This is a genomic window from Enterobacter sp. UPMP2052, assembly GCF_053709675.1.
This window is the reverse complement of the sequence record NZ_JBSKJR010000003.1, coordinates 194,520-216,285: the sequence shown is the minus strand read 5'-3', so window position 1 is coordinate 216,285 and position 21,766 is coordinate 194,520. Positions and strand designations below refer to the sequence as shown.

19 protein-coding genes and 1 pseudogene are annotated in these 21,766 nt (G+C 56.4%); 13 read left to right on the top strand and 7 right to left on the bottom strand.

The genetic code is table 11. The annotated features are described in order from the left end of the window. Positions 1-5: 5 nt before the first annotated feature. A complete protein-coding gene (gene yaaA, locus ACWKX3_RS12950) occupies positions 6-779 on the bottom strand; it encodes a peroxide stress protein YaaA (RefSeq protein ID WP_006173987.1) in 774 nt (257 codons plus the stop codon). Positions 780-845: 66 nt separating this feature from the next. Further along, positions 846-2,276: an alanine/glycine:cation symporter family protein gene (locus ACWKX3_RS12945; protein WP_454541914.1), complete on the bottom strand. Its 1,431-nt coding sequence runs from the start codon at positions 2,274-2,276 to the stop codon at positions 846-848. Positions 2,277-2,538: 262 nt separating this feature from the next. Between ACWKX3_RS12945 and tal the strand changes: the two genes are divergently transcribed. The 3 genes from tal (at position 2,539) to ACWKX3_RS12930 (ending at position 5,603) form a co-directional block, all read left to right on the top strand. After that, positions 2,539-3,492, top strand: a complete 954-nt coding sequence (gene tal, locus ACWKX3_RS12940; RefSeq protein WP_006173984.1) for a transaldolase — start codon at positions 2,539-2,541, stop codon at positions 3,490-3,492. Between the two features lie 111 nt (positions 3,493-3,603). Further along, complete coding sequence (gene mog, locus ACWKX3_RS12935) at positions 3,604-4,191, top strand: molybdopterin adenylyltransferase (protein ID WP_088208834.1); 588 nt, start codon at positions 3,604-3,606, stop codon at positions 4,189-4,191. A 122-nt stretch (positions 4,192-4,313) separates the two neighbouring features. After that, a complete protein-coding gene (locus tag ACWKX3_RS12930) occupies positions 4,314-5,603 on the top strand; it encodes an MFS transporter (RefSeq protein WP_058609646.1) in 1,290 nt (429 codons plus the stop codon). Positions 5,604-5,647: 44 nt separating this feature from the next. On the opposite strand, the gene ACWKX3_RS12925 is transcribed toward ACWKX3_RS12930, so the two are convergent. From ACWKX3_RS12925 to satP, 4 genes are all read right to left on the bottom strand, one after another. Further along, positions 5,648-6,784: an ABC transporter substrate-binding protein gene (locus ACWKX3_RS12925; RefSeq protein ID WP_454541913.1), complete on the bottom strand. Its 1,137-nt coding sequence runs from the start codon at positions 6,782-6,784 to the stop codon at positions 5,648-5,650. A gap of 16 nt (positions 6,785-6,800) precedes the next feature. After that, positions 6,801-7,580: an ABC transporter ATP-binding protein gene (locus ACWKX3_RS12920; protein ID WP_006173979.1), complete on the bottom strand. Its 780-nt coding sequence runs from the start codon at positions 7,578-7,580 to the stop codon at positions 6,801-6,803. After that, entirely contained in the window at positions 7,577-8,650 is a 1,074-nt protein-coding gene (locus ACWKX3_RS12915) for a FecCD family ABC transporter permease (protein WP_006173977.1), read from the bottom strand. Before ACWKX3_RS12915 ends, ACWKX3_RS12920 begins: the two co-directional genes overlap by 4 nt. A gap of 236 nt (positions 8,651-8,886) precedes the next feature. After that, a complete protein-coding gene (gene satP, locus ACWKX3_RS12910) occupies positions 8,887-9,453 on the bottom strand; it encodes an acetate uptake transporter (protein ID WP_006173976.1) in 567 nt (188 codons plus the stop codon). A gap of 296 nt (positions 9,454-9,749) precedes the next feature. On the opposite strand from satP, the gene dnaK reads away from it, so the two are divergent. The 4 genes from dnaK to nhaR all read left to right on the top strand — a co-directional run bounded on the left by dnaK (position 9,750) and on the right by nhaR (position 15,203). Next, entirely contained in the window at positions 9,750-11,663 is a 1,914-nt protein-coding gene (dnaK, locus tag ACWKX3_RS12905; protein ID WP_058609649.1) for a molecular chaperone DnaK, read from the top strand. 85 nt (positions 11,664-11,748) lie between these two features. Next, complete coding sequence (dnaJ, locus tag ACWKX3_RS12900) at positions 11,749-12,897, top strand: molecular chaperone DnaJ (RefSeq protein ID WP_006173972.1); 1,149 nt, start codon at positions 11,749-11,751, stop codon at positions 12,895-12,897. A 173-nt stretch (positions 12,898-13,070) separates the two neighbouring features. Continuing rightward, the gene (gene nhaA / locus ACWKX3_RS12895) at positions 13,071-14,246 is read left to right on the top strand and encodes a Na+/H+ antiporter NhaA (protein ID WP_088208839.1); all 1,176 of its coding nucleotides are present in this window, start codon (positions 13,071-13,073) and stop codon (positions 14,244-14,246) included. Between the two features lie 57 nt (positions 14,247-14,303). Then, positions 14,304-15,203: a transcriptional activator NhaR gene (gene nhaR, locus ACWKX3_RS12890; RefSeq protein ID WP_006173964.1), complete on the top strand. Its 900-nt coding sequence runs from the start codon at positions 14,304-14,306 to the stop codon at positions 15,201-15,203. A gap of 57 nt (positions 15,204-15,260) precedes the next feature. Here nhaR and rpsT read toward each other — a convergent pair whose 3' ends face one another. Next, the gene (rpsT, locus tag ACWKX3_RS12885) at positions 15,261-15,524 is read right to left on the bottom strand and encodes a 30S ribosomal protein S20 (protein WP_003856458.1); all 264 of its coding nucleotides are present in this window, start codon (positions 15,522-15,524) and stop codon (positions 15,261-15,263) included. Positions 15,525-15,625: 101 nt separating this feature from the next. Between rpsT and ACWKX3_RS12880 the strand changes: the two are divergent. The 6 genes and pseudogenes from ACWKX3_RS12880 to ispH all read left to right on the top strand — a co-directional run bounded on the left by ACWKX3_RS12880 (position 15,626) and on the right by ispH (position 21,661). Beyond that, a pseudogene (locus ACWKX3_RS12880) lies at positions 15,626-15,845 on the top strand (DUF2575 domain-containing protein). A gap of 7 nt (positions 15,846-15,852) precedes the next feature. Next, positions 15,853-16,779 carry a bifunctional riboflavin kinase/FAD synthetase gene (ribF, locus tag ACWKX3_RS12875; RefSeq protein ID WP_102891452.1) on the top strand — a complete coding sequence of 309 codons (927 nt, stop codon included), beginning with the start codon at positions 15,853-15,855 and terminating at the stop codon, positions 16,777-16,779. 45 nt (positions 16,780-16,824) lie between these two features. Beyond that, entirely contained in the window at positions 16,825-19,641 is a 2,817-nt protein-coding gene (ileS, locus tag ACWKX3_RS12870) for an isoleucine--tRNA ligase (protein ID WP_058609652.1), read from the top strand. Continuing rightward, entirely contained in the window at positions 19,641-20,141 is a 501-nt protein-coding gene (lspA, locus tag ACWKX3_RS12865; protein WP_006173956.1) for a signal peptidase II, read from the top strand. The genes ileS and lspA overlap by 1 nt, the downstream gene beginning before the upstream one ends. Positions 20,142-20,259: 118 nt before the next feature. Then, positions 20,260-20,709, top strand: a complete 450-nt coding sequence (gene fkpB, locus ACWKX3_RS12860; protein ID WP_006173955.1) for an FKBP-type peptidyl-prolyl cis-trans isomerase — start codon at positions 20,260-20,262, stop codon at positions 20,707-20,709. A gap of 1 nt (position 20,710) precedes the next feature. After that, on the top strand, positions 20,711-21,661 hold the full coding sequence (gene ispH / locus ACWKX3_RS12855) for a 4-hydroxy-3-methylbut-2-enyl diphosphate reductase (RefSeq protein WP_006173954.1): 951 nt from the start codon (positions 20,711-20,713) through the stop codon (positions 21,659-21,661). Positions 21,662-21,766: the final 105 nt, after the last annotated feature.

The window sequence follows — 21,766 nt, the reverse complement described above, 5'->3', positions numbered from 1 at the left end:
TGTTTTTACTGCGCGTGACGCTTAAACACCAGTTCACCTTTCCCCGACGCGTCTTCGTCAAAGAAATAGCCTTCGCTGTTAAACCCGGTCAGCTGCTCCGGACGGGTCAGGCGGTTTTGAATGATGTAGCGGCTCATCAGCCCGCGCGCTTTTTTGGCGTAGAAGCTGATCACCTTAAACGTGCCGTTCTTCTCATCCAGGAATACCGGCTTGATGACCTCTGCGTCCAGCTTTTTCGGCTTCACCGATTTGTAATATTCGTCGGAGGCGAGGTTAATCACCACGTTATCGCCCTGGGCTTTTAACGCCTGATTAAGCGTATCGGTGATGATATCGCCCCAGAAGTGGTAAAGATCTTTGCCTTTGGCATTTTCGAAACGGATGCCCATCTCCAGGCGATACGGCTGCATCAGATCCAGCGGGCGCAGTACGCCATACAGGCCGGAGAGCATGCGCAGATGCTGCTGGGCAAAATCGAAATCGGCTTCACTGAACGTTTCTGCCTGCAGGCCAGTATACACATCGCCTTTGAAAGCGAGCAGCGCCTGGCGGGCATTGTCTGGCGTAAAATCCGGGTGCCAGTCGTGGAAGCGGGTCGCGTTCAGATCGGCAAGTTTGTCGCTAATGCTCATCAGCTTGCCGATTTGCGGAGCGGAAAGCTTGCGCGCCTCGTGGATGAGTTGTTGCGAGTAGTCCAGCAGTTCAGGCTGGGTATACCGCTCGGTGGCGAGTGGGCTCTGGTAATCGAGCGTTTTAGCAGGTGAAATCAGAATCAGCATATCCAGTCCTTGCAGGAAATTTAGGGCGACTTTACCAAAAAATCGCCCTGAATTGATCGATAGCTGTTATTGCCGCGGCAAATCATCCCAGGTGCCCGGCGCGATTTGCGCCTCGATTTCAGGATAGCGCGCAGCATCAAACACCGGTGGCACCCCAAGCTTACGCTGGCGCAGGTAGTCCCGGGCGATCAGCGTCACCACCGGTGAGAGCAGTAAGATCGCCGTCAGGTTGGTGATGGCCATCAGCGCCATAATGACGTCCGCCAGCTGCCAGATCAGCGGCATGTGGAGCAGGGAACCCGTCATTACCATCGCGATAACACACGCGCGAAGCCCGTTGCGGGTAGAACGTGAATCCAGCTTCAGGAAGATGAGGTTATTTTCGGCGTAGATATAGTTCACCACAATCGAGCTGAAGGCGAACAGCATCACAATCAGTGAGACAAACCCTGCGCCCCAGCTGCCGACCATGTTGGCCAGCGCCAGTTGGATAAGCTGGATCCCGGCAATCTCTGACGAATGGGAATCGGGGCCAGCCAGCAGCACAATCATCGCGGTGGCGGAGCAGAGAATGATGGTGTCCGTGAACACGCCAATCATCTGGACGATCCCCTGGGCCGCAGGATGAGGAGGCCATGAGGCCGCCGCCGCCGCCGCGTTGGGCGTCGACCCCATGCCCGCTTCATTCGAGAACATGCCTCGCTGAAAGCCTGCCGTGAGCGCCTGACTGATGGTGTAGCCCAGCGCCCCGGAGGCCGCTTCGCGCCAGCCAAACGCGCTCTTAAAGATGCCCGCTACGATCTCCGGCAGCTGATCAATGTGCATCACCGTGACAATCAGGCTGGCTGACACCCACAGGAGTGCCATAACGGGCACCAGGAACTGCATCAGGCGGGCAACGCCTTTCAGGCCCGCGGTGATGGTCAGCAGCGTAAGGGCGGCCAGCATGACGCCGGTGACCCACTCCGGGCAGGCAAAGGCATAACGCAGGGCGTGGGCTACGGAGTTAGCCTGTACGGAATTGAAAATCAGGCCGTAGGCGAGGAGCAAAATGAGGGAAAACAGGACGCCCATCCAGCGCATACCCAGCCCGCGGGCCATATACCAGGCGGGGCCGCCGCGGAACTGACCGTTTTTGTCCTTCTCTTTGTAAAGCTGGGCGAGCGAACATTCGGCAAACGAGGTCGCCATGCCGATAACCGCCGTCATCCACATCCAGAAGACCGCGCCGGGGCCGCCGGCGGTGATGGCCAGCGCGACGCCCGCCATATTGCCGCTGCCGACACGCGCGGCGAGGCTGGTACACAGCGCCTGGAACGAGGTTAATCCGCCGGGCTGAGGGCTTACGCTGTTTTTCAGACTTCTGCCAAACTTGCGGATATAGCGAAACTGGATAAAACCGCTGCGCAGCGTGAACCATACACCTGCTCCCAGCAGCAGGTATATCATTATCGAACCCCAGAGAATTTCATTAATAAAGAAAAAGAAATCAGGCACTAACGTCCCTCTTGTTGATGCCAAAATGCATATGTAAGCGCTACCAGTGAGTGAGCATGCCGTTACTTAGCAGCCTGTTAATATTGCGAGTTTATCATACTCTGCCTAAGCGCACTGTCTGCGGTTGCGCTACCCCTCCGTCGTGTTATCATCAGGGCAGACCGGTTACATCCCCCTAACAAGTAAACCTGTCATTTTTCCGTTGCTGGCTCGCTGTCGGTAGCGTGAATTATCCAGGGCACGTTAAAAGAGAAACACTATCATGACGGATAAATTGACCTCCCTTCGTCAGTTCACCACTGTCGTAGCTGACACCGGAGATATCGCGGCAATGAAGCTGTACCAGCCGCAGGATGCCACAACCAACCCTTCTCTGATCCTTAACGCCGCGCAGATCCCTGAGTATCGCAAACTGATTGACGACGCTGTGACCTGGGCGAAAGGCCAGAGCAACGACCGCGCGCAGCAGGTTGTGGATGCAACTGACAAACTGGCAGTGAACATCGGTCTGGAAATTCTGAAACTGGTGCCGGGCCGTATCTCTACCGAAGTGGATGCACGTCTGTCCTACGACACCGACGCGTCCATCGCCAAAGCCAAGCGCCTGATCAAGCTGTACAACGACGCGGGCATCAGCAACGACCGTATCCTGATCAAACTGGCCTCTACCTGGCAGGGTATCCGCGCGGCAGAGCAGCTGGAAAAAGAGGGTATCAACTGTAACCTGACCCTGCTGTTCTCCTTCGCGCAGGCGCGTGCATGTGCAGAAGCGGGTGTTTACCTGATTTCTCCGTTCGTTGGCCGTATTCTGGACTGGTACAAAGCTAACACTGACAAAAAAGAGTACGCGGCGTCTGAAGATCCGGGCGTAGTGTCAGTGACGGAAATCTACGAATACTACAAACAGCACGGCTATGAGACCGTTGTGATGGGCGCAAGCTTCCGTAACGTCGGTGAAATCATTGAGCTGGCTGGCTGCGACCGCCTGACTATCGCCCCTGCGCTGCTGAAAGAGCTGGCAGAGAGCGAAGGCGCAATCGAGCGCAAACTGTCTTACACCGGTGAAGTGAAAGCGCGTCCTGAGCGTATCACCGAATCCGAGTTCCTGTGGCAGCACAACCAGGATCCTATGGCGGTAGACAAACTGGCGGACGGTATCCGTAAGTTTGCCATCGACCAGGAAAAACTGGAAAAAATGATCGGCGACCTGCTGTAATCATTTCGCGTGGCCGGGCTCCCGGTCACGCTACTTCTTTCGTACTCTGTCTGAATTTCCCCTCTGCGTGTATCATTCCCCATAGTCAGTACTTTTTTGAATGGAATGAACATGAATACCTTACGCATCGGCTTAGTGTCGATTTCAGACCGCGCCTCCAGCGGTGTTTATCAGGATAAAGGCATCCCCGCGCTTGAAGAGTGGCTGAGCAGCGCCTTGACCACCCCGTTTGAGATCCAGACCCGCCTGATCCCGGACGAGCAGCCGATTATTGAGCAGACGCTGTGTGAACTGGTGGATGAGATGAGCTGCCACCTTGTTCTGACCACCGGCGGAACCGGGCCGGCGCGTCGCGATGTAACCCCGGATGCCACCCTTGCCGTGGCCGATCGTGAAATGCCGGGCTTTGGCGAGCAGATGCGCCAGATCAGCCTGCACTTTGTCCCGACCGCCATTTTGTCGCGCCAGGTTGGCGTGATCCGCAAACAGGCGTTAATACTTAATCTGCCGGGCCAGCCGAAATCGATTAAAGAGACGCTGGAAGGGCTGAAAGGCGAGGATGGCAAGGTCATTGTCCACGGTATTTTCGCAAGTGTACCGTATTGTATACAGTTGCTGGACGGCCCTTACGTGGAAACGCACGACAATGTCGTAGCAGCATTTCGCCCGAAAAGCGCGCGTCGCGAAACAATCTCCTGAAATTAATCAATATGTGACATTAGCTGAAGTCGCGATAGCGTGGTAACCGTTTTACGGTATAGTCATCTTTTCTTTACGATTACTGTAAAAATTAATCCACATTACACGACGAATGGTTCGCTATGTCACATAACGCCCGATCTCTCAATCGACAGGACTATAAAACGCTGACCCTCGCAGCACTGGGTGGCGCGCTGGAGTTTTACGACTTCATCATTTTTGTCTTCTTCGCCGCCGTGGTGGGAGAACTGTTCTTCCCGGCGGATATCCCGGAATGGCTGCGTCAGGTGCAGACCTTCGGGATTTTCGCCGCGGGCTATCTGGCGCGACCGCTGGGCGGCATTGTGATGGCGCACTTCGGCGATCTGGTCGGGCGTAAAAAGATGTTTACCCTCAGTATCTTGCTGATGGCCGTGCCCACTCTGGCGATCGGTCTTCTGCCTACCTACGCCACGATGGGCATTGTTGCTCCGCTACTGCTGTTGCTGATGCGTATTTTGCAGGGCGCTGCAATCGGTGGCGAGGTGCCTGGCGCCTGGGTGTTTGTCGCCGAGCATGTGCCGGCGCGCCGCATTGGTATCGCCTGCGGCACCTTAACAGCAGGGCTGACGATCGGCATACTTCTTGGTTCAGTGGTGGCGACCATCGTCAACACCAGCATGACGCAGCAGGCCGTCCATGAGTGGGGATGGCGACTCCCCTTCCTGTTAGGCGGTGCGTTTGGGCTGGTGGCGATGTACCTGCGCCGCTGGCTGCAGGAAACGCCCATTTTCCTCGAGATGCAGCAGCGTAAGGCGCTGGCGCAGGAGCTGCCGGTCAAAGCGGTGGTGGTACGCCACCGCCAGGCCGTGGTGGTGTCGATGCTGCTCACCTGGCTGCTGTCGGCGGGCATTGTGGTGGTGATTTTAATGTCGCCGGTCTGGCTGCAAAAGCAGTACGGTTTTGCTCCGGCGGTGACGCTTCAGGCCAACAGTATTGCGACGATTATGCTGTGCTTCGGCTGCCTGGCAGCCGGGCTCGCGGCCGATCGTTTCGGCCCCAGCCTGACCTTTATCGTGGGGAGCCTGCTGCTCGCGGCATCCAGTTGGGCGTTCTACCATCTTGCGGGAAGCCATCCTGAACAACTGTTCCTGCTGTACGGCGTTGTGGGGCTGTGCGTGGGCGTAGTGGGGGCCGTGCCTTATGTGATGGTGCGCGCCTTCCCGCCGGAAGTTCGCTTCACCGGCATCTCGTTCTCCTACAACGTTTCGTACGCCATCTTTGGCGGGCTGACGCCGATTGCCGTCACCGTGCTGATGGGCGTGTCGCCGATGGCTCCCGCCTGGTATGTACTGGCGCTGTCGCTGATGGGGCTGGTGCTGGGCATCTGGCTGCGTCAGAAACCGGTGAATGCACCAGTTCTGGCCGGATAGCAGGGCAGGCCGGGTGTTGGCGAAGCCGCCACCCGGCTGATGGATTAGTGCGAAGGGGTATAGCTCAGGATAATGTTGTCATCCGGAATGTGGGTGAAGCGGGTGATAATGGCGTGGTAATCCGCCAGCGGGTCGACATCCTTAAATTGCGTTGGATAGAAGATTTTGCTCAGCGCCTCAATGGCAATGATGTTGTACGGGTTGTTATAGAAGTGGTGATAGAGCGCGCCGGTGTGGCCTTCCGCGACGGCCGGAATGCTCGACACGCCCTGACGCGATAACAGCGCAGTGAACGCCGCGGTCACGTCGCCAGCCGGGACGTTATAGCCGAACGGGATCACCGCCGTGCCTTTACCCGGGCGTTTAGATCCGGTCATCAGGTAGTAATCCGGGTTCATCGAGATAATTTTTTCGACGGAGATATTCCCGGTTGCGCCCGGCAGCAGCTGTGAGCCAATGTTGATCCCGCCCGCTGCCTCGACCAGCCCGCCCCAGCCGTTGCGCGCATGGGTAAAGCAGCAGCCGTTATCCAGGCCACCGACACCGGCAATTGGCTCGATAAACACCAGGGGTTTTTTAGTGATGCCCGCCAGGCGCTGGTGGAGGGTGTCCAGACGCTGTTGATAGAAATCGATATAGGCCTGCGCGCGCGCCGTCTGGCCCAGGACGTTACCCAGCAGGGCAATGCTCGGCAGGGTGTTTTCAACCGGATGCAGTTCGTAGTCAACGAAAATGACCGGTATATGCAGCGCGTTGAGTTTCTCCAGTACGCCGGTTTGCACCAGCGAAGGTTTGGCGCGAAGCTGGGCGATCATCAGGTCCGGCTGGCGAGAGATCACGGTTTCCAGATCCACGTTCCCCTGGTCGGAAAACTTCATGTCGAGGATCTTCTCTGCTTCCGGCCATTTTCGCTTCAGCACGTTCCAGGTTTCAGTGTCCTGCTTCTTCGGCAGGTTATTCCACGCCACCACGCTGGCAAACGGGTTGTCGCGCTCCAGTAGCGCCAGCGTGAAGATATCGCGCCCGTCCTGCAAAATGATGCGCTGCGGCTTGTGTTCAATCGTGACCGTGCGGTTATCCAGATCTTTTACCGTGACCGGCCAGCTCTGCGCCTGGGCGATGAAAGATGAAAGGAGCAGTGCCAGACCGCCTGCGGCGGCGAGAAGTTTTCTGAGCGTCATGTTTTCCCCGTCTGTTTTAGTAAGGCGTTAACCCGTCAACCACCACGTGCGGCAGCCCGCGCGAACAGTATTCAACCCGACCCTGCACGCCGTAGACCGTTGCCAGATTTGCAGCGTTCACTACCTCTCCCGGCGGCCCGCTGGCAATTAACTCGCCGCCTTTAAGCATCATGGCGTAATCGGCATGGCGCAGCGCAATGTTGATGTCATGGATCACCACCACGGTGACGATATTGCGTAGCCGCGTTTCGCGCGCCACGATATCCATGACGTGAAACTGGTAGTTCAGATCGAGGGCGCTGAGAGGTTCGTCCAGCAGCAGCAGGTCGGGCTGGCGGATAAGAGACTGCGCCAGGCCAATCAGCTGTTTCTGCCCGCCGGAAAGCTGGTCAAGAAAGCTCATCGCCAGGTGCGCGACGCCGAGCTTATCAAGGATGGCGTAGGCCTCTTGCTCAACGTTTTCACTCTGCTCGCTGCCGCTGGCCCGGCGGGCCACGATGACCGATTCCAGGGCGTGAAGGTGCACTCCCTGCGGCAGGGACTGCGGCAGATAAACCACCTTCTGCGCACGTTGGGCGGAGGGCATCGCCATCAGGTCTTCCCCGTTGAGGTGTAACGCCCCCTGGGCGGGATTGAGGTCAGCGAGGGCGCGCAGCAGGGTCGACTTACCCGAGCCATTGGGGCCGAGCAGAGCGGTAATTTTCCCGCGTGGCAGGCAGGGCGTATTCAGCCCGGTGATAATTTTTTTCTTGCGATAGCCGGTGTGCAGATCGCGAACGAGCAGGCCGTCGGTCATACGTTCCCCCGGTTACGAATAATGATGCTCAGGAAGAAGGGAACGCCAACAAGAGAGGTGACAATGCCGACGGGAATAATGACGCCGGGCACCATGTTCTTCGAGAAGACCGAGGCCAGCGACAGTACCAGCGCGCCAATCAGCATACTGCCGGGCAGGTAAAAGCGGTGGTCCTCCCCAAACATCATCCGCGAAATGTGCGGCGCGACCAGGCCGATAAAGCCGACCGGCCCCACAAAGGCGACGGTCAGTGCCGAGATAATGCTGATGCGAAACAGCGTGGTCATGCGCAGTTTCTTCACGTTGATACCGAAGCTCACGGCACGATCTTCCCCCAGGCGCAGCGCCGTGAGTTTCCACGCGTTTTTCAGCGACAGCGGGACGATAATCACCAGCGCGACGGCCAGGATCGCCAGCTTATCCCAGGAGGCTCTCGCCAGGCTGCCCATCGTCCAGAAGACCAGCCCCTGCAGCGTATCTTCGCTGGCAACGAACTGCAGAATGGAGATCAGGGCGTTGAAGGTAAACACCAGCGCGATCCCGAACAGCACCACGCCCGAGGTGGCGACACGGGTCCAGCGGCTGATGCCGTCGAGAATAAAGCAGGCCAGCAGCGCAAAGACAAAGGCGTTGGCGGGAATAAACCATTTGTCGTCGATGCCGGGAATGCCCAGGCCAAGCACAATCGCCAGCGCGGCGCCGAACGAGGCGGCAGACGACACGCCGAGAGTAAAGGGGCTGGCAAGCGGATTGTTCAGGATGGTCTGCATCTCCGCGCCGGCAAGCCCCAGCGCCATCCCCACGGCCACAGCCATCAGCGCGAACGGCAGACGAATATCCCAGACAATGACGCGCGTACCTGCGTCGGCGGCGGAGGCGTTGACGAGGGTGTGCCAGAGGGTCGAAACCGACATGCCGGACGGCCCGAGCGTAAAGTCGAGAAGCAGGGAGCAGACAATTAAAAGCAGAAGCGCGCCCGCAAGGGCGTATCGGCGCAGCACAACCCGTCGATAGTGAGAGGCAATGGTCGATTCGTCAGGCTTTACGCTGGCGGCAAGGCTGGAGTTCATTGGATTACCTTATGCAACACAACAACATCGTGATGCCTCCCACCGTTCCTGTGGAGAGCGCTGCATGATATCCAATATCCGGGAGGCTCCGGCGACGATATTTAAAGTGATAATGCTTATCAATTCAATATTGAAATAACGGGTGTTTCATTGACGAGCTGTTGGAGTTTTGGCGCAAAATTAAGCGAAGCGGGCGGGGGAGTCGTGCCTGCAGGGCAGGCACGACGGAAGAGCTATCAGTGTTTTTCACCAATCGGCAGCACGGTGCGGCCAAACTGCTCGTTCAGCACTTCGCCCATTGCCAGGTAGATAGCGCTTGCGCCACACACCAGGCCAACCCAGCCCGCGATGTGAACGATGCCTTCGTTATCCGCCAGGTGGCCAATCGCCAGCAGGGCGAACAGCACGGTCAGGCTCAGGAAGACGAACTGCAGCGCGCGGTTAGCCTTCAGGGTACCGAAGAACATGAACAGCGTGAAGACGCCCCACAGGCCCAGGTAAACGCCCAGGAAGTGCGCGTTTGCCGCGTCTGTCAGACCCATTTTAGGCATCAGCAGAATGGCGACCAGCGTCAGCCAGAAGGAGCCGTAAGAGGTAAAGGCCGTTAGACCAAAGGTGTTGCCTTTTTTGTATTCCAGCAGGCCCGCGAAGATTTGTGCGATACCGCCGTAAAAGATGCCCATCGCCAGGATAATACCGTCCATCGGGAACATCCCGATATTGTGCAGGTTCAGCAGGATAGTGGTCATGCCAAAACCCATCAGGCCCAGCGGAGCCGGATTAGCCAACTTAGTGTTGCCCATAAGTCCTCAAAAAAAATCATCATTAATATGGTGAAATGGTGAATCCCGCGTCAATTCTCCCTGACGGGGCGCGGCATCATAATGGGGACGCACCATGCCGTCTATGATCTGATCAGGGTGAAATTAAAATATTTTTTATCCTTCCCCCTTGATGGATGCCGTTGCGACCCCATCTTGTAAGCAACCGCAGTGTGTGGACCTGAAAAAATCAAATCTGGGCAGTTGAAAAAGCACATTCTGCCCTTATTACAGGTACACAACCACATGTTGACTGAATTTTTAGTGGAGACGTTTAGATGGGTAAAATTATTGGTATCGACCTGGGTACTACCAACTCTTGTGTAGCGATTATGGACGGCACTACCGCACGTGTGCTGGAGAATGCCGAGGGCGATCGCACCACGCCTTCTATCATTGCCTATACCCAGGATGGTGAAACTCTGGTTGGTCAGCCGGCTAAACGTCAGGCAGTGACAAACCCGCAAAACACCCTGTTTGCGATTAAACGCCTGATCGGCCGCCGCTTCCAGGACGAAGAAGTTCAGCGTGACGTTGCTATCATGCCGTACAAAATCATCGCGGCGGATAACGGCGATGCATGGCTTGATGTGAAAGGCACCAAAACGGCACCACCGCAGATCTCTGCTGAAGTGCTGAAAAAAATGAAGAAAACGGCGGAAGATTACCTGGGCGAACCGGTAACTGAAGCGGTTATCACCGTACCTGCATACTTCAACGATGCTCAGCGTCAGGCAACAAAAGATGCTGGCCGTATCGCAGGTCTGGAAGTAAAACGTATCATCAACGAACCAACCGCAGCTGCACTGGCTTACGGTCTGGATAAAGAAGTGGGCAACCGCACTATCGCGGTTTACGACCTCGGTGGTGGTACCTTCGATATCTCTATTATCGAAATCGACGACGTTGACGGCGAAAAAACCTTCGAAGTTCTGGCAACTAACGGTGATACCCACCTGGGTGGTGAAGACTTCGACAGCCGTATGATCAACTACCTCGTTGACGAGTTTAAGAAAGATCAGGGCATTGACCTGCGTAACGACCCGCTGGCTATGCAGCGCCTGAAAGAAGCCGCTGAGAAAGCGAAGATCGAGCTGTCTTCCGCTCAGCAGACCGACGTGAACCTGCCGTACATCACCGCAGACGCGACCGGTCCAAAACACATGAACATCAAAGTGACCCGTGCGAAACTGGAAAGCCTGGTTGAAGACCTGGTGAACCGTTCTATCGAGCCGCTGAAAGTTGCGCTGCAGGACGCGGGTCTGTCCGTCTCTGACATCCAGGACGTTATCCTGGTCGGTGGTCAGACGCGTATGCCAATGGTTCAGAAGAAAGTGGCAGAGTTCTTTGGTAAAGAGCCACGTAAAGACGTTAACCCGGACGAAGCTGTTGCTATCGGTGCAGCGGTTCAGGGTGGCGTACTGACCGGTGAAGTGAAAGACGTACTGCTGCTGGACGTTACCCCGCTGTCTCTGGGTATCGAAACCATGGGCGGTGTGATGACGGCACTCATCAACAAAAACACCACCATCCCAACGAAACACAGCCAGGTGTTCTCTACCGCTGAAGACAACCAGTCTGCGGTAACCATCCATGTGATTCAGGGTGAGCGTAAGCGTGCGGCGGATAACAAATCTCTGGGTCAGTTCAACCTGGACGGTATCAACCCGGCTCCACGCGGCATGCCACAGATCGAAGTCACCTTCGACATCGATGCTGACGGTATCTTGCACGTGTCTGCGAAAGACAAAAACAGCGGTAAAGAGCAGAAGATCACCATCAAGGCATCTTCTGGCCTGAACGAAGCGGAAATCGAAAAAATGGTTCGTGATGCAGAAGCTAACGCTGAATCCGACCGTAAGTTCGAAGAGCTGGTTCAGACCCGTAACCAGGGTGACCATCTGCTGCACAGCACCCGTAAGCAGGTTGAAGAAGCAGGCGATAAACTGCCAGCAGAAGACAAAACGGCTATCGAGGCTGCACTGAGCGCGCTGGAAACCTCGCTGAAAGGCGAAGACAAAGCGGACATCGAAGCGAAGATGCAGGAGCTGGCACAGGCTTCTCAGAAGCTGATGGAAATCGCACAGCAGCAGCACGCACAGCAGCAGGCTGGCGCTGATGCCTCTGCGAACAATGCGAAAGACGACGACGTGGTCGACGCTGAGTTCGAAGAAGTAAAAGACAAAAAATAATCGCCCTTTGAACGGGTAATTACTGGCACGGGCGAAGAGGTTTCCTCTCCGCCCGTGCACGCATGTTAGGGGCAGATAAAACAAGATGGCGAAGCTTGATTATTACGAGATTTTAGGCGTTCCCAAAACAGCGGAAGAGCGTGAAATCAAAAAGGCGTATAAGCGCCTGGCCATGAAATATCACCCGGACCGTAATCAGGGTGATAAAGAGGCTGAATCCAAATTTAAAGAGATCAAAGAAGCCTACGAAGTTCTGACCGATGCGCAAAAACGTGCAGCCTACGATCAGTACGGTCACGCGGCCTTTGAACAGGGCGGAATGGGCGGCGGCGGATTCGGCGGCGCGGGCGGCTTTGGCGGCGGTGCTGATTTCAGCGATATCTTTGGCGATGTCTTCGGCGACATCTTCGGCGGTGGTCGTGGTCGCCAGCGCGCGGCGCGCGGCGCAGATCTGCGTTACAACATGGATCTGACGCTGGAAGAAGCCGTTCGCGGTGTCACCAAAGAGATCCGTATCCCGACGCTGGAAGAGTGTGACGTTTGCCACGGCAGCGGCGCGAAGGCGGGCACCCAGCCACAGACCTGTCCAACCTGTCACGGTTCCGGTCAGGTGCAGATGCGCCAGGGCTTCTTCGCAGTACAGCAGGCGTGTCCTCACTGTCACGGTCGCGGTACGCTGATTAAAGATCCGTGCAACAAATGCCACGGTCATGGTCGCGTTGAGAAAACCAAAACCCTGTCCGTTAAAATTCCGGCTGGCGTCGATACGGGCGACCGCATCCGTCTGTCTGGAGAAGGTGAAGCAGGCGAGCACGGCGCGCCGGCAGGCGATCTGTACGTTCAGGTTCAGGTGAAACAGCACGCAATCTTTGAGCGTGAAGGTAACAACCTTTACTGCGAAGTGCCGATCAACTTCGCGATGGCCGCGCTTGGTGGCGAGATTGAAGTGCCAACGCTTGATGGTCGCGTAAACCTGAAAGTGCCAGGCGAAACCCAGACCGGCAAGCTGTTCCGTATGCGCGGTAAAGGCGTGAAGTCCGTTCGCGGTGGTGCGCAGGGCGACCTGCTGTGCCGCGTGGTGGTCGAAACGCCGGTGGGCCTCAACGATAAGCAGAAACAGCTGCTGAAAGAGTTGCAGGAAAGCTTTGGTGGGCCGACGGGTGAAAACAATAGCCCACGCTCTAAAAGCTTCTTCGATGGCGTCAAAAAATTCTTCGATGACCTGACCCGCTAATTCTTTGCTGGTCACTATCCTTTAAAAAGCCCGGAAGCGATTCCGGGCTTTTTCTATTTGTGGGTATAGCTCGGTAAAACTGAATTTAGAGCCAATATTAATCTGATTTTCCCGATCTATATGGCTTGGTATTATGGTTTTAACGACGTATTCTGGGTAAAGAGAGAATTTAAGTGAAATTATTACAGCGTTTCTTTAGCAACGAAGCCTCCGGCGGCGTGATCCTGATCATCGCCGCCGCGGCCGCGATGGCCCTGGCTAACATGGGCATTACGCGCGATCTCTACCATGCATTTCTGGAAACCCCCGTCGAGCTGAAGGTCGGGCCGCTGGAAATTAACAAGAATATGCTGCTGTGGATAAACGACGCGCTGATGGCAGTGTTCTTCCTGCTGGTCGGGCTGGAGGTGAAGCGTGAGCTGGTGCTGGGTTCGCTTGCCAGCCGACAGCGTGCGGCGTTCCCGGTGATTGCCGCCCTCGGCGGTATGGTCGTTCCGGCGTTGCTCTTCCTGGCATTTACCTGGCAGGATCCGGTTGCTCGCCACGGCTGGGCCATTCCGGCTGCAACGGATATCGCCTTTGCGCTCGGGGTACTGGCCCTGCTGGGCAGCCGCGTGCCGATGGCGTTAAAAATCTTCCTGATGGCGCTGGCCATCATTGACGATCTGGGCGCAATCATCATTATTGCGCTGTTCTATACCAGCGACTTGTCGGTGCTGTCGCTGAGCGTGGCGGCTGGGGCGATTGCGGTGCTGGCGTTGCTGAATATCTTCAACGTCCGCCGCATTGGCATTTATATGCTGGTGGGCGTCGTGCTGTGGACCGCCGTGCTGAAATCGGGCGTCCATGCCACGCTGGCGGGGGTGATCGTGGGCTTCTTTGTGCCGCTTAAGCCGCAGGAGGGCAAGTCTCCTGCACAACAGTTAGAGCATGTGCTTCAGCCGTGGGTCGCCTTCATGATCCTGCCGCTGTTTGCCTTTGCCAACGCGGGCGTTTCGCTGGCTGGCGTCACCCTTGATGGCCTGACGTCGGTTCTGCCGCTGGGCATTATTGCCGGGCTGTTTATCGGTAAGCCGCTGGGAATTAGCCTGTTCTGCTGGTTGGCGCTGAAACTCAAGCTGGCATCGCTGCCGAATGGCGTGACCTTCAGACAAATTATGGCGGTGGGCGTGTTGTGCGGTATCGGGTTTACGATGTCGATTTTCATCTCGACGCTGGCGTTTGGCGCACATGCGCCTGAGCTGATTGTCTGGGCGAAGCTCGGCATTCTGATTGGGTCATTACTGGCCGCAGTAACAGGATATACATTGTTGAAAGTGAAACTGTCAGGGCAGGTCGCCCGGGCATAACGGAAGACCGGGAGAAGGGGACCTTCTCCCGGTATACGATCAGGGAGCGAAGACGCGATGTCTCATTTGAATTACAACCATCTTTACTACTTCTGGCACGTCTACAAACAGGGCTCGGTGGTGGGGGCCGCAGAGGCGCTCTATCTGACGCCGCAGACCATTACCGGGCAAATTAAAGCCCTGGAAGAGCGCCTGCAGGGCAAACTCTTTAAGCGTAAAGGCCGCGGCATAGAACCAACGGAGCTGGGCGAGCTGGTGTTTCGCTATGCGGACAAGATGTTCACCCTCAGCCAGGAGATGCTGGATATCGTCAACTACCGCAAGGAGTCGAACCTGCTCTTTGACGTCGGCGTGGCGGACGCGCTGTCGAAACGGCTGGTGAGCGGCGTGCTGGATGCCGCCGTGGTGGAAGATGAGCAAATTCATCTGCGTTGCTTCGAGTCCACCCATGAGATGCTGCTTGAGCAGCTGAGCCAGCACAAGCTGGATATGATTATTTCGGACTGCCCGATTGACTCCACGCAGCAGGAGGGGCTGTTCTCGGTGAAGATTGGCGAATGCGGTGTCAGCTTCTGGTGCATCAATCCGCCGCCGGAAACACCGTTCCCGGCGTGCCTGGAGGAGCGTCGCCTGCTGGTGCCAGGCAGACGTTCAATGCTGGGACGTAAACTGCAAAACTGGTTTAACTCCCAGGGGCTGAAGGTGGAGATTCTCGGAGAGTTCGACGACGCGGCGCTGATGAAGGCTTTTGGCGAAGCGCATAACGCTATCTTTGTCGCACCGACGCTGTACGCGCACGATCTCTATTCGGCGAAGGGCATTACGGAGATTGGCAGGGTCGATAACGTGATGGAGGAGTATCACGCCATATTCGCCGAAAGAATGATTCAGCATCCGGCGGTGCAGCGCATCTGCAACCGGGACTACGCGGCGTTGTTTACGCCACCGGCACTCTGAAGGCATAAAAAAACCCGCGTTAAGCGGGTTCTTTAAACAAGCAACAACAAGTAGCGATTAAGCCAGTTTGTTGATCTGCGCGGTCAGGTTTGCTTTATGACGCGCTGCTTTGTTTTTGTGGATCAGACCTTTAGCAGCCTGACGATCCACGATTGGTTGCATTTCGTTAAATGCGTTCTGCGCTGCAGCTTTGTCGCCAGCTTCGATTGCTGCGTATACTTTCTTGATGAAAGTACGCATCATAGAGCGACGGCTTGCGTTGTGCTTACGAGCCTTTTCAGACTGAACGGCACGTTTCTTAGCTGATTTGATATTAGCCAAGTCCAACTCCCAAATATGATCTATGTGGACAATTCAAAGGCCGAGGAATATGCCCTCTTTGCCTTCTTTTGTCAATGGATTTGTGCAAATAAGCGCCGTTAATGAGCGACGCTATGTTACGTAGTGATGGCGCAGGATTCTACCAGCTTGTCTCGTGCGAATACAGCTTTTCGGCAGAAAAAAAAGCACCTCTAAGGCAGATTTTTTTGCTGTGAAAGGTCAGCATGATGAAATCATTACGGCTTTCTGTTTTGCGTGAACAATCGCCGGTTAACCTTAATCGCTGTACAAGGTATACTTTGGCGATTTTCACTGTTTTGAGCCAGACATGAAGCTGATACGCGGCATACATAATCTCAGCAAAGCCCCGCACGGGTGCGTGCTGACCATTGGTAATTTCGACGGCGTGCATCGTGGTCATCAGGCGCTGTTGCAGGGATTGCGTAAAGAAGGGGAGGCGCGTGGCCTGCCCGTTGTAGTGATGATTTTCGAGCCACAGCCGCTGGAGCTGTTTGCAGGTGAAAAATCTCCTGCCCGCCTGACTCGCCTTCGCGAGAAGCTGCGCTATCTGGCCGAGTCTGGCGTGGACTACGTACTGTGCGTACGTTTCGACCGTCGCTTTGCCGCGCTGACAGCCCAAAACTTCGTCAGCGACCTGTTGGTCAAGCAGCTTGGCGTGCAGTTTCTCGCCGTGGGCGATGATTTCCGCTTTGGCGCTGGTCGTCAGGGTGATTTCTTGCTATTACAGAAGGCTGGCCTGGAGTACGGGTTTGACGTCACCAGCGCCATGACGTTCTGCGAAGGCGGCGTTCGCGTCAGCAGCACGGCGGTTCGCCAGGCGCTGGCTAATGACGAACTGGAGACAGCAGCAAACCTGCTGGGGCATCCGTTCACCATTTCAGGCCGCGTGGTGCATGGCGATGCGCTTGGGCGTACCATCGGCTTCCCGACGGCGAATATCCCGCTGCGCCGCCAGGTTTCCCCGGTAAAAGGGGTTTACGCGGTGGAAGTGACTGGCCTTGGCGATAAAACCTTTTACGGCGTCGCTAACATTGGCACGCGTCCTACTGTCGCCGGTGTACGTCAACAGTTAGAAGTACACCTCCTGGACGTTGTAATGGACCTCTACGGTCGCCATATAGATGTGATACTGCGTAAAAAGATACGCAACGAACAGCGATTTGCCTCGCTGGATGAACTAAAAGCGCAAATTGCGCGAGATGAATTGACGGCCCGTGAGTTTTTTGGGCTATAAAACCGGCTTTAATGCCTACGTGATAAATACGGAACCGAGAATCTGATGAGTGACTTTAAATCAACCCTGAATTTGCCGGAAACAGGGTTCCCGATGCGCGGCGATCTCGCTAAGCGCGAACCGGGAATGCTGGCGCGTTGGACCGATGATGACCTGTACGGCATCATTCGTGCAGCCAAAAAAGGCAAAAAAACCTTCATTCTGCATGATGGCCCTCCCTATGCGAATGGCAGCATTCATATTGGTCACTCGGTTAACAAGATTCTGAAAGACATTATCGTGAAGTCTAAAGGCCTCACGGGGTTCGACTCGCCGTACGTTCCGGGCTGGGACTGCCACGGCCTGCCGATCGAACTGAAAGTTGAGCAAGAGTTCGGTAAACCAGGCGAGAAATTCACCGCGGCTGAATTCCGCGCGAAATGCCGCGAATACGCCGCCACTCAGGTTGACGGTCAGCGTGCTGACTTTATCCGTCTGGGCGTGCTGGGCGACTGGTCGCACCCGTACCTGACCATGGATTTCAAAACCGAAGCCAACATCATCCGTGCGCTGGGTAAAATCATCGGTAACGGCCACCTGCATAAAGGCGCGAAGCCAGTGCACTGGTGCGTGGACTGCCGTTCTGCGCTGGCTGAAGCGGAAGTTGAGTATTACGACAAAACCTCGCCGTCTATCGACGTCGCTTTCGAAGCGGTCGATCAGGATGCCATCAAAGGTAAATTCGGTCTGCCTGGCGTAAACGGCCCGATCTCGCTGGTGATCTGGACCACCACCCCGTGGACCCTGCCTGCCAACCGTGCGATCTCCCTCTCCAGTGAGTTCGACTACGCGCTGGTGCAGATTGATGGCCGCGCGGTAATCCTGGCGAAAGATCTGGTGGAGAGCGTGCTGAAGCGTGCGAACATCACCGAGTACACCGTGCTGGGCACTGTGAAAGGGGATGCGCTGGAACTGATGCGCTTCAAACACCCGTTCCTCGATTTCGATGTGCCTGCAATCCTGGGCGATCACGTGACGCTGGACGCCGGTACCGGTGCGGTGCATACCGCCGGTGGCCACGGTCCTGACGACTACAACATCAGCCTGAAATACGGTCTGGAAATCGCTAACCCGGTGGGTCCGGACGGCTCTTATCTGCCTGGCACCTACCCGGCGCTGGACGGTATCAACGTCTTTAAAGCCAACGACATCATCGTTGACATCCTGCGCACCAGCGGCGCGTTGCTGCACGTTGAGAAAATGCAGCACAGCTATCCGTGCTGCTGGCGCCACAAGACGCCTATCATCTTCCGTGCGACCCCGCAGTGGTTCATCAGCATGGATCAGAAAGGCCTGCGCGCGCAGTCGCTGAAAGAGATCAAAGGCGTGCAGTGGATCCCGGACTGGGGCCAGGCGCGTATCGAATCCATGGTGGCTAACCGTCCTGACTGGTGTATCTCCCGTCAGCGTACCTGGGGCGTGCCAATGTCTCTGTTCGTGCATAAAGAGACGCAGGAGCTGCACCCGAATACGCTGGAGCTGATGGAAGAAGTGGCGAAGCGCGTCGAAGTTGACGGTATTCAGGCGTGGTGGGATCTCGACGCCCGCGACATCCTGGGCGCGGACGCAGACAACTACGAAAAAGTGCCTGACACCCTGGACGTATGGTTCGACTCCGGGTCAACCCACTCTTCCGTTGTGGACGTGCGTCCTGAGTTTGCCGGTCACGCCGCCGATATGTATCTGGAAGGGTCTGACCAGCACCGCGGCTGGTTCATGTCATCGCTGATGATCTCCACCGCGATGAAAGGTAAAGCGCCATACCGCCAGGTACTGACTCACGGTTTCACCGTCGATGGTCAGGGCCGTAAGATGTCCAAATCTATCGGCAACACCGTTTCTCCGCAGGACGTGATGAACAAACTGGGCGCGGACATTCTGCGTCTGTGGGTGGCATCAACCGACTACACCGGTGAAATGGCCGTTTCTGATGAAATCCTGAAACGTGCCGCCGACAGCTATCGTCGTATCCGTAACACCGCGCGCTTCCTGCTGGCGAACCTTAACGGTTTCGATCCGGCGAAAGACATGGTGAAACCGGAAGAGATGGTGGTTCTCGACCGCTGGGCGGTTGGCTGTGCGAAAGCCGCGCAGGAAGATATCCTGAAAGCCTACGAGTCTTACGACTTCCACGAAGTGGTGCAGCGCCTGATGCGCTTCTGCTCCATCGAGATGGGCTCGTTTTACCTCGACATCATCAAAGACCGCCAGTACACCGCGAAAGCGGACAGCGTGGCGCGTCGCAGCTGCCAGACTGCGCTGTTCCACATCGCAGAAGCGCTGGTGCGTTGGATGGCACCAATCATGTCCTTCACCGCAGACGAGATCTGGGGCTACCTGCCGGGCGACCGCGAGAAGTATGTCTTCACCGGCGAGTGGTACGAAGGTCTGTTCGATCTCTCCAGCACCGAAGCGATGAACGATGCCTTCTGGGACGAGCTGCTGAAAGTGCGTGGCGAAGTGAACAAGGTTATCGAGCAGGCGCGTGCTGATAAGAAAGTCGGTGGCTCTCTGGAAGCGACAGTGACCCTGTACGCAGAACCTGAGCTGGCGGCCAAGCTGACGGCGCTGGGCGATGAATTACGATTTGTCCTGTTGACCTCCGGTGCGAAAGTTGCGGATTATGCCGGGGCGCCTGCTGATGCACAGCAGAGTGAACTGCTCAAAGGGCTGAAAGTCGCGCTGAGCAAAGCCGACGGTGAGAAGTGCCCGCGTTGCTGGCATTACACCACCGATATCGGCCAGGTGGCGGAACACGCAGAAATCTGCGGACGCTGTGTCAGCAACGTCGCCGGTGATGGCGAAAAACGTAAGTTTGCCTGATGAGTAAACCATTAAGTTCAACAGGACTGCGCTGGCTGTGGCTGGTTGTGGTGGTGCTGATTATCGATCTGGGCAGCAAATTCCTGATCCTCCAGAACTTCGCTCTGGGGGAGACGGTTTCCCTGTTCCCGTCCCTTAATCTGCATTACGCGCGCAACTACGGCGCGGCGTTCAGTTTCCTTGCTGACAGCGGTGGCTGGCAGCGCTGGTTCTTCGCGGGTATCGCAATGGGTATCTGCGTGGTGCTGGCGGTGATGATGTACCGTTCAAAGGCCACGCAGAAGCTGAATAACATCGCCTACGCGCTGATCATTGGTGGTGCGTTAGGCAACCTGTTTGACCGCCTGTGGCACGGCTTCGTGGTCGATATGATCGACTTCTACGTCGGCGACTGGCACTTCGCCACCTTTAACCTGGCCGATAGCGCAATTTGTGTCGGTGCGGCGTTAATCGTGCTGGAAGGCTTCTTGCCGAAACCGGCCGCGAAAGAGCAGGTGTAAGCATTAATGCCGGGTCGCGTGCAGCGATTCCGGCCTAAAAAATTTGTGGCCTCCTGTTTGCCGGGTAAACGAAGCGCCACTCGGCAAACAGGCACCCCAAAACAAGCGAGCAATGTGCATGTCTAAATCCGTACAGAGCAACAGCGCAGTCCTCGTTCACTTCACGCTGAAGCTGGACGATGGCTCAACGGCCGAGTCTACCCGTAACAACGGCAAACCTGCCCTGTTCCGTCTTGGCGATACCTCACTGTCTGAAGGTCTTGAGCAACAGCTGCTGGGCCTGAAAGAGGGCGAGAAGAAGGTCTTTTCGCTGGAGCCGGATGCGGCGTTTGGCGTGCCAAGCCCGGACCTGATCCAGTATTTCTCGCGCCGTGAGTTTATGGACGCGGGCGAGCCGGAAATCGGGGCTATCATGCTCTTTACCGCTATGGACGGCAGCGAAATGCCTGGCGTGATCCGTGAAATCAACGGCGATTCTATCACCGTCGACTTCAACCATCCGCTTGCCGGGCGTACCGTTCATTTTGATGTAGAAGTGCTGGAGATCGATCCGGCACTGGAGGCCTGAAATGCAGATCCTGTTGGCTAACCCGCGCGGTTTCTGCGCCGGTGTAGACCGCGCTATCAGCATTGTTGAAAACGCGCTGGAAATTTACGGCGCGCCAATTTACGTGCGCCATGAAGTGGTGCATAACCGCTACGTGGTCGACAGCCTGCGCGAGCGCGGTGCCATCTTTATCGAGCAGATCAGCGAAGTGCCGGACGGCGCGATCCTGATCTTCTCCGCCCACGGCGTGTCCCAGGCGGTGCGTAACGAAGCGAAAAGCCGTGAACTGACCGTTTTCGATGCAACCTGTCCGCTGGTGACCAAGGTGCATATGGAAGTGGCGCGCGCCAGCCGTCGCGGTGAAGAGTCGATTCTGATTGGTCACGCGGGCCACCCGGAAGTCGAGGGCACCATGGGCCAGTACAGTAACCCGGAAGGGGGCATGTATCTGGTCGAGTCGCCGGACGATGTGCTGACGCTTAACGTCAAAAACGAAGCCCGGCTGTCGTTTATGACCCAGACGACGCTCTCCGTGGACGACACCTCAGACGTGATTGACGCGCTGCGTCAGCGCTTCCCGAAGATCGTCGGGCCGCGTAAAGATGATATCTGCTACGCCACCACCAACCGTCAGGAAGCGGTGCGCGCGCTGGCTGAACAGGCGGACGTGGTGCTGGTGGTAGGCTCGAAAAACTCCTCTAACTCTAACCGTCTGGCCGAGCTGGCCCAGCGTATGGGGAAAGCGGCGTTTCTGATCGACGACGCGACGGATATCCAGGAAGCGTGGGTGAAAAATGCAGCCTGTGTTGGCGTCACGGCCGGGGCTTCCGCGCCGGATATCCTTGTGCAGAATGTCATCACCCGACTGCAGGAACTCGGCGGCGGCGAAGCGGTTCCGCTGGAAGGGCGCGAAGAGAACATTGTCTTCGAAGTGCCGAAAGAGTTGCGCATCGATGCGCGCGAAGTCGAGTAACTGAGTTTTCATGAATGCAAAGCCAGGCCCGGTGCCTGGCTTTTTTGATCCACGGCGCAATTCCGGCACGGCATCACAAGGTTAATCGATTAATCTGCTATGCTT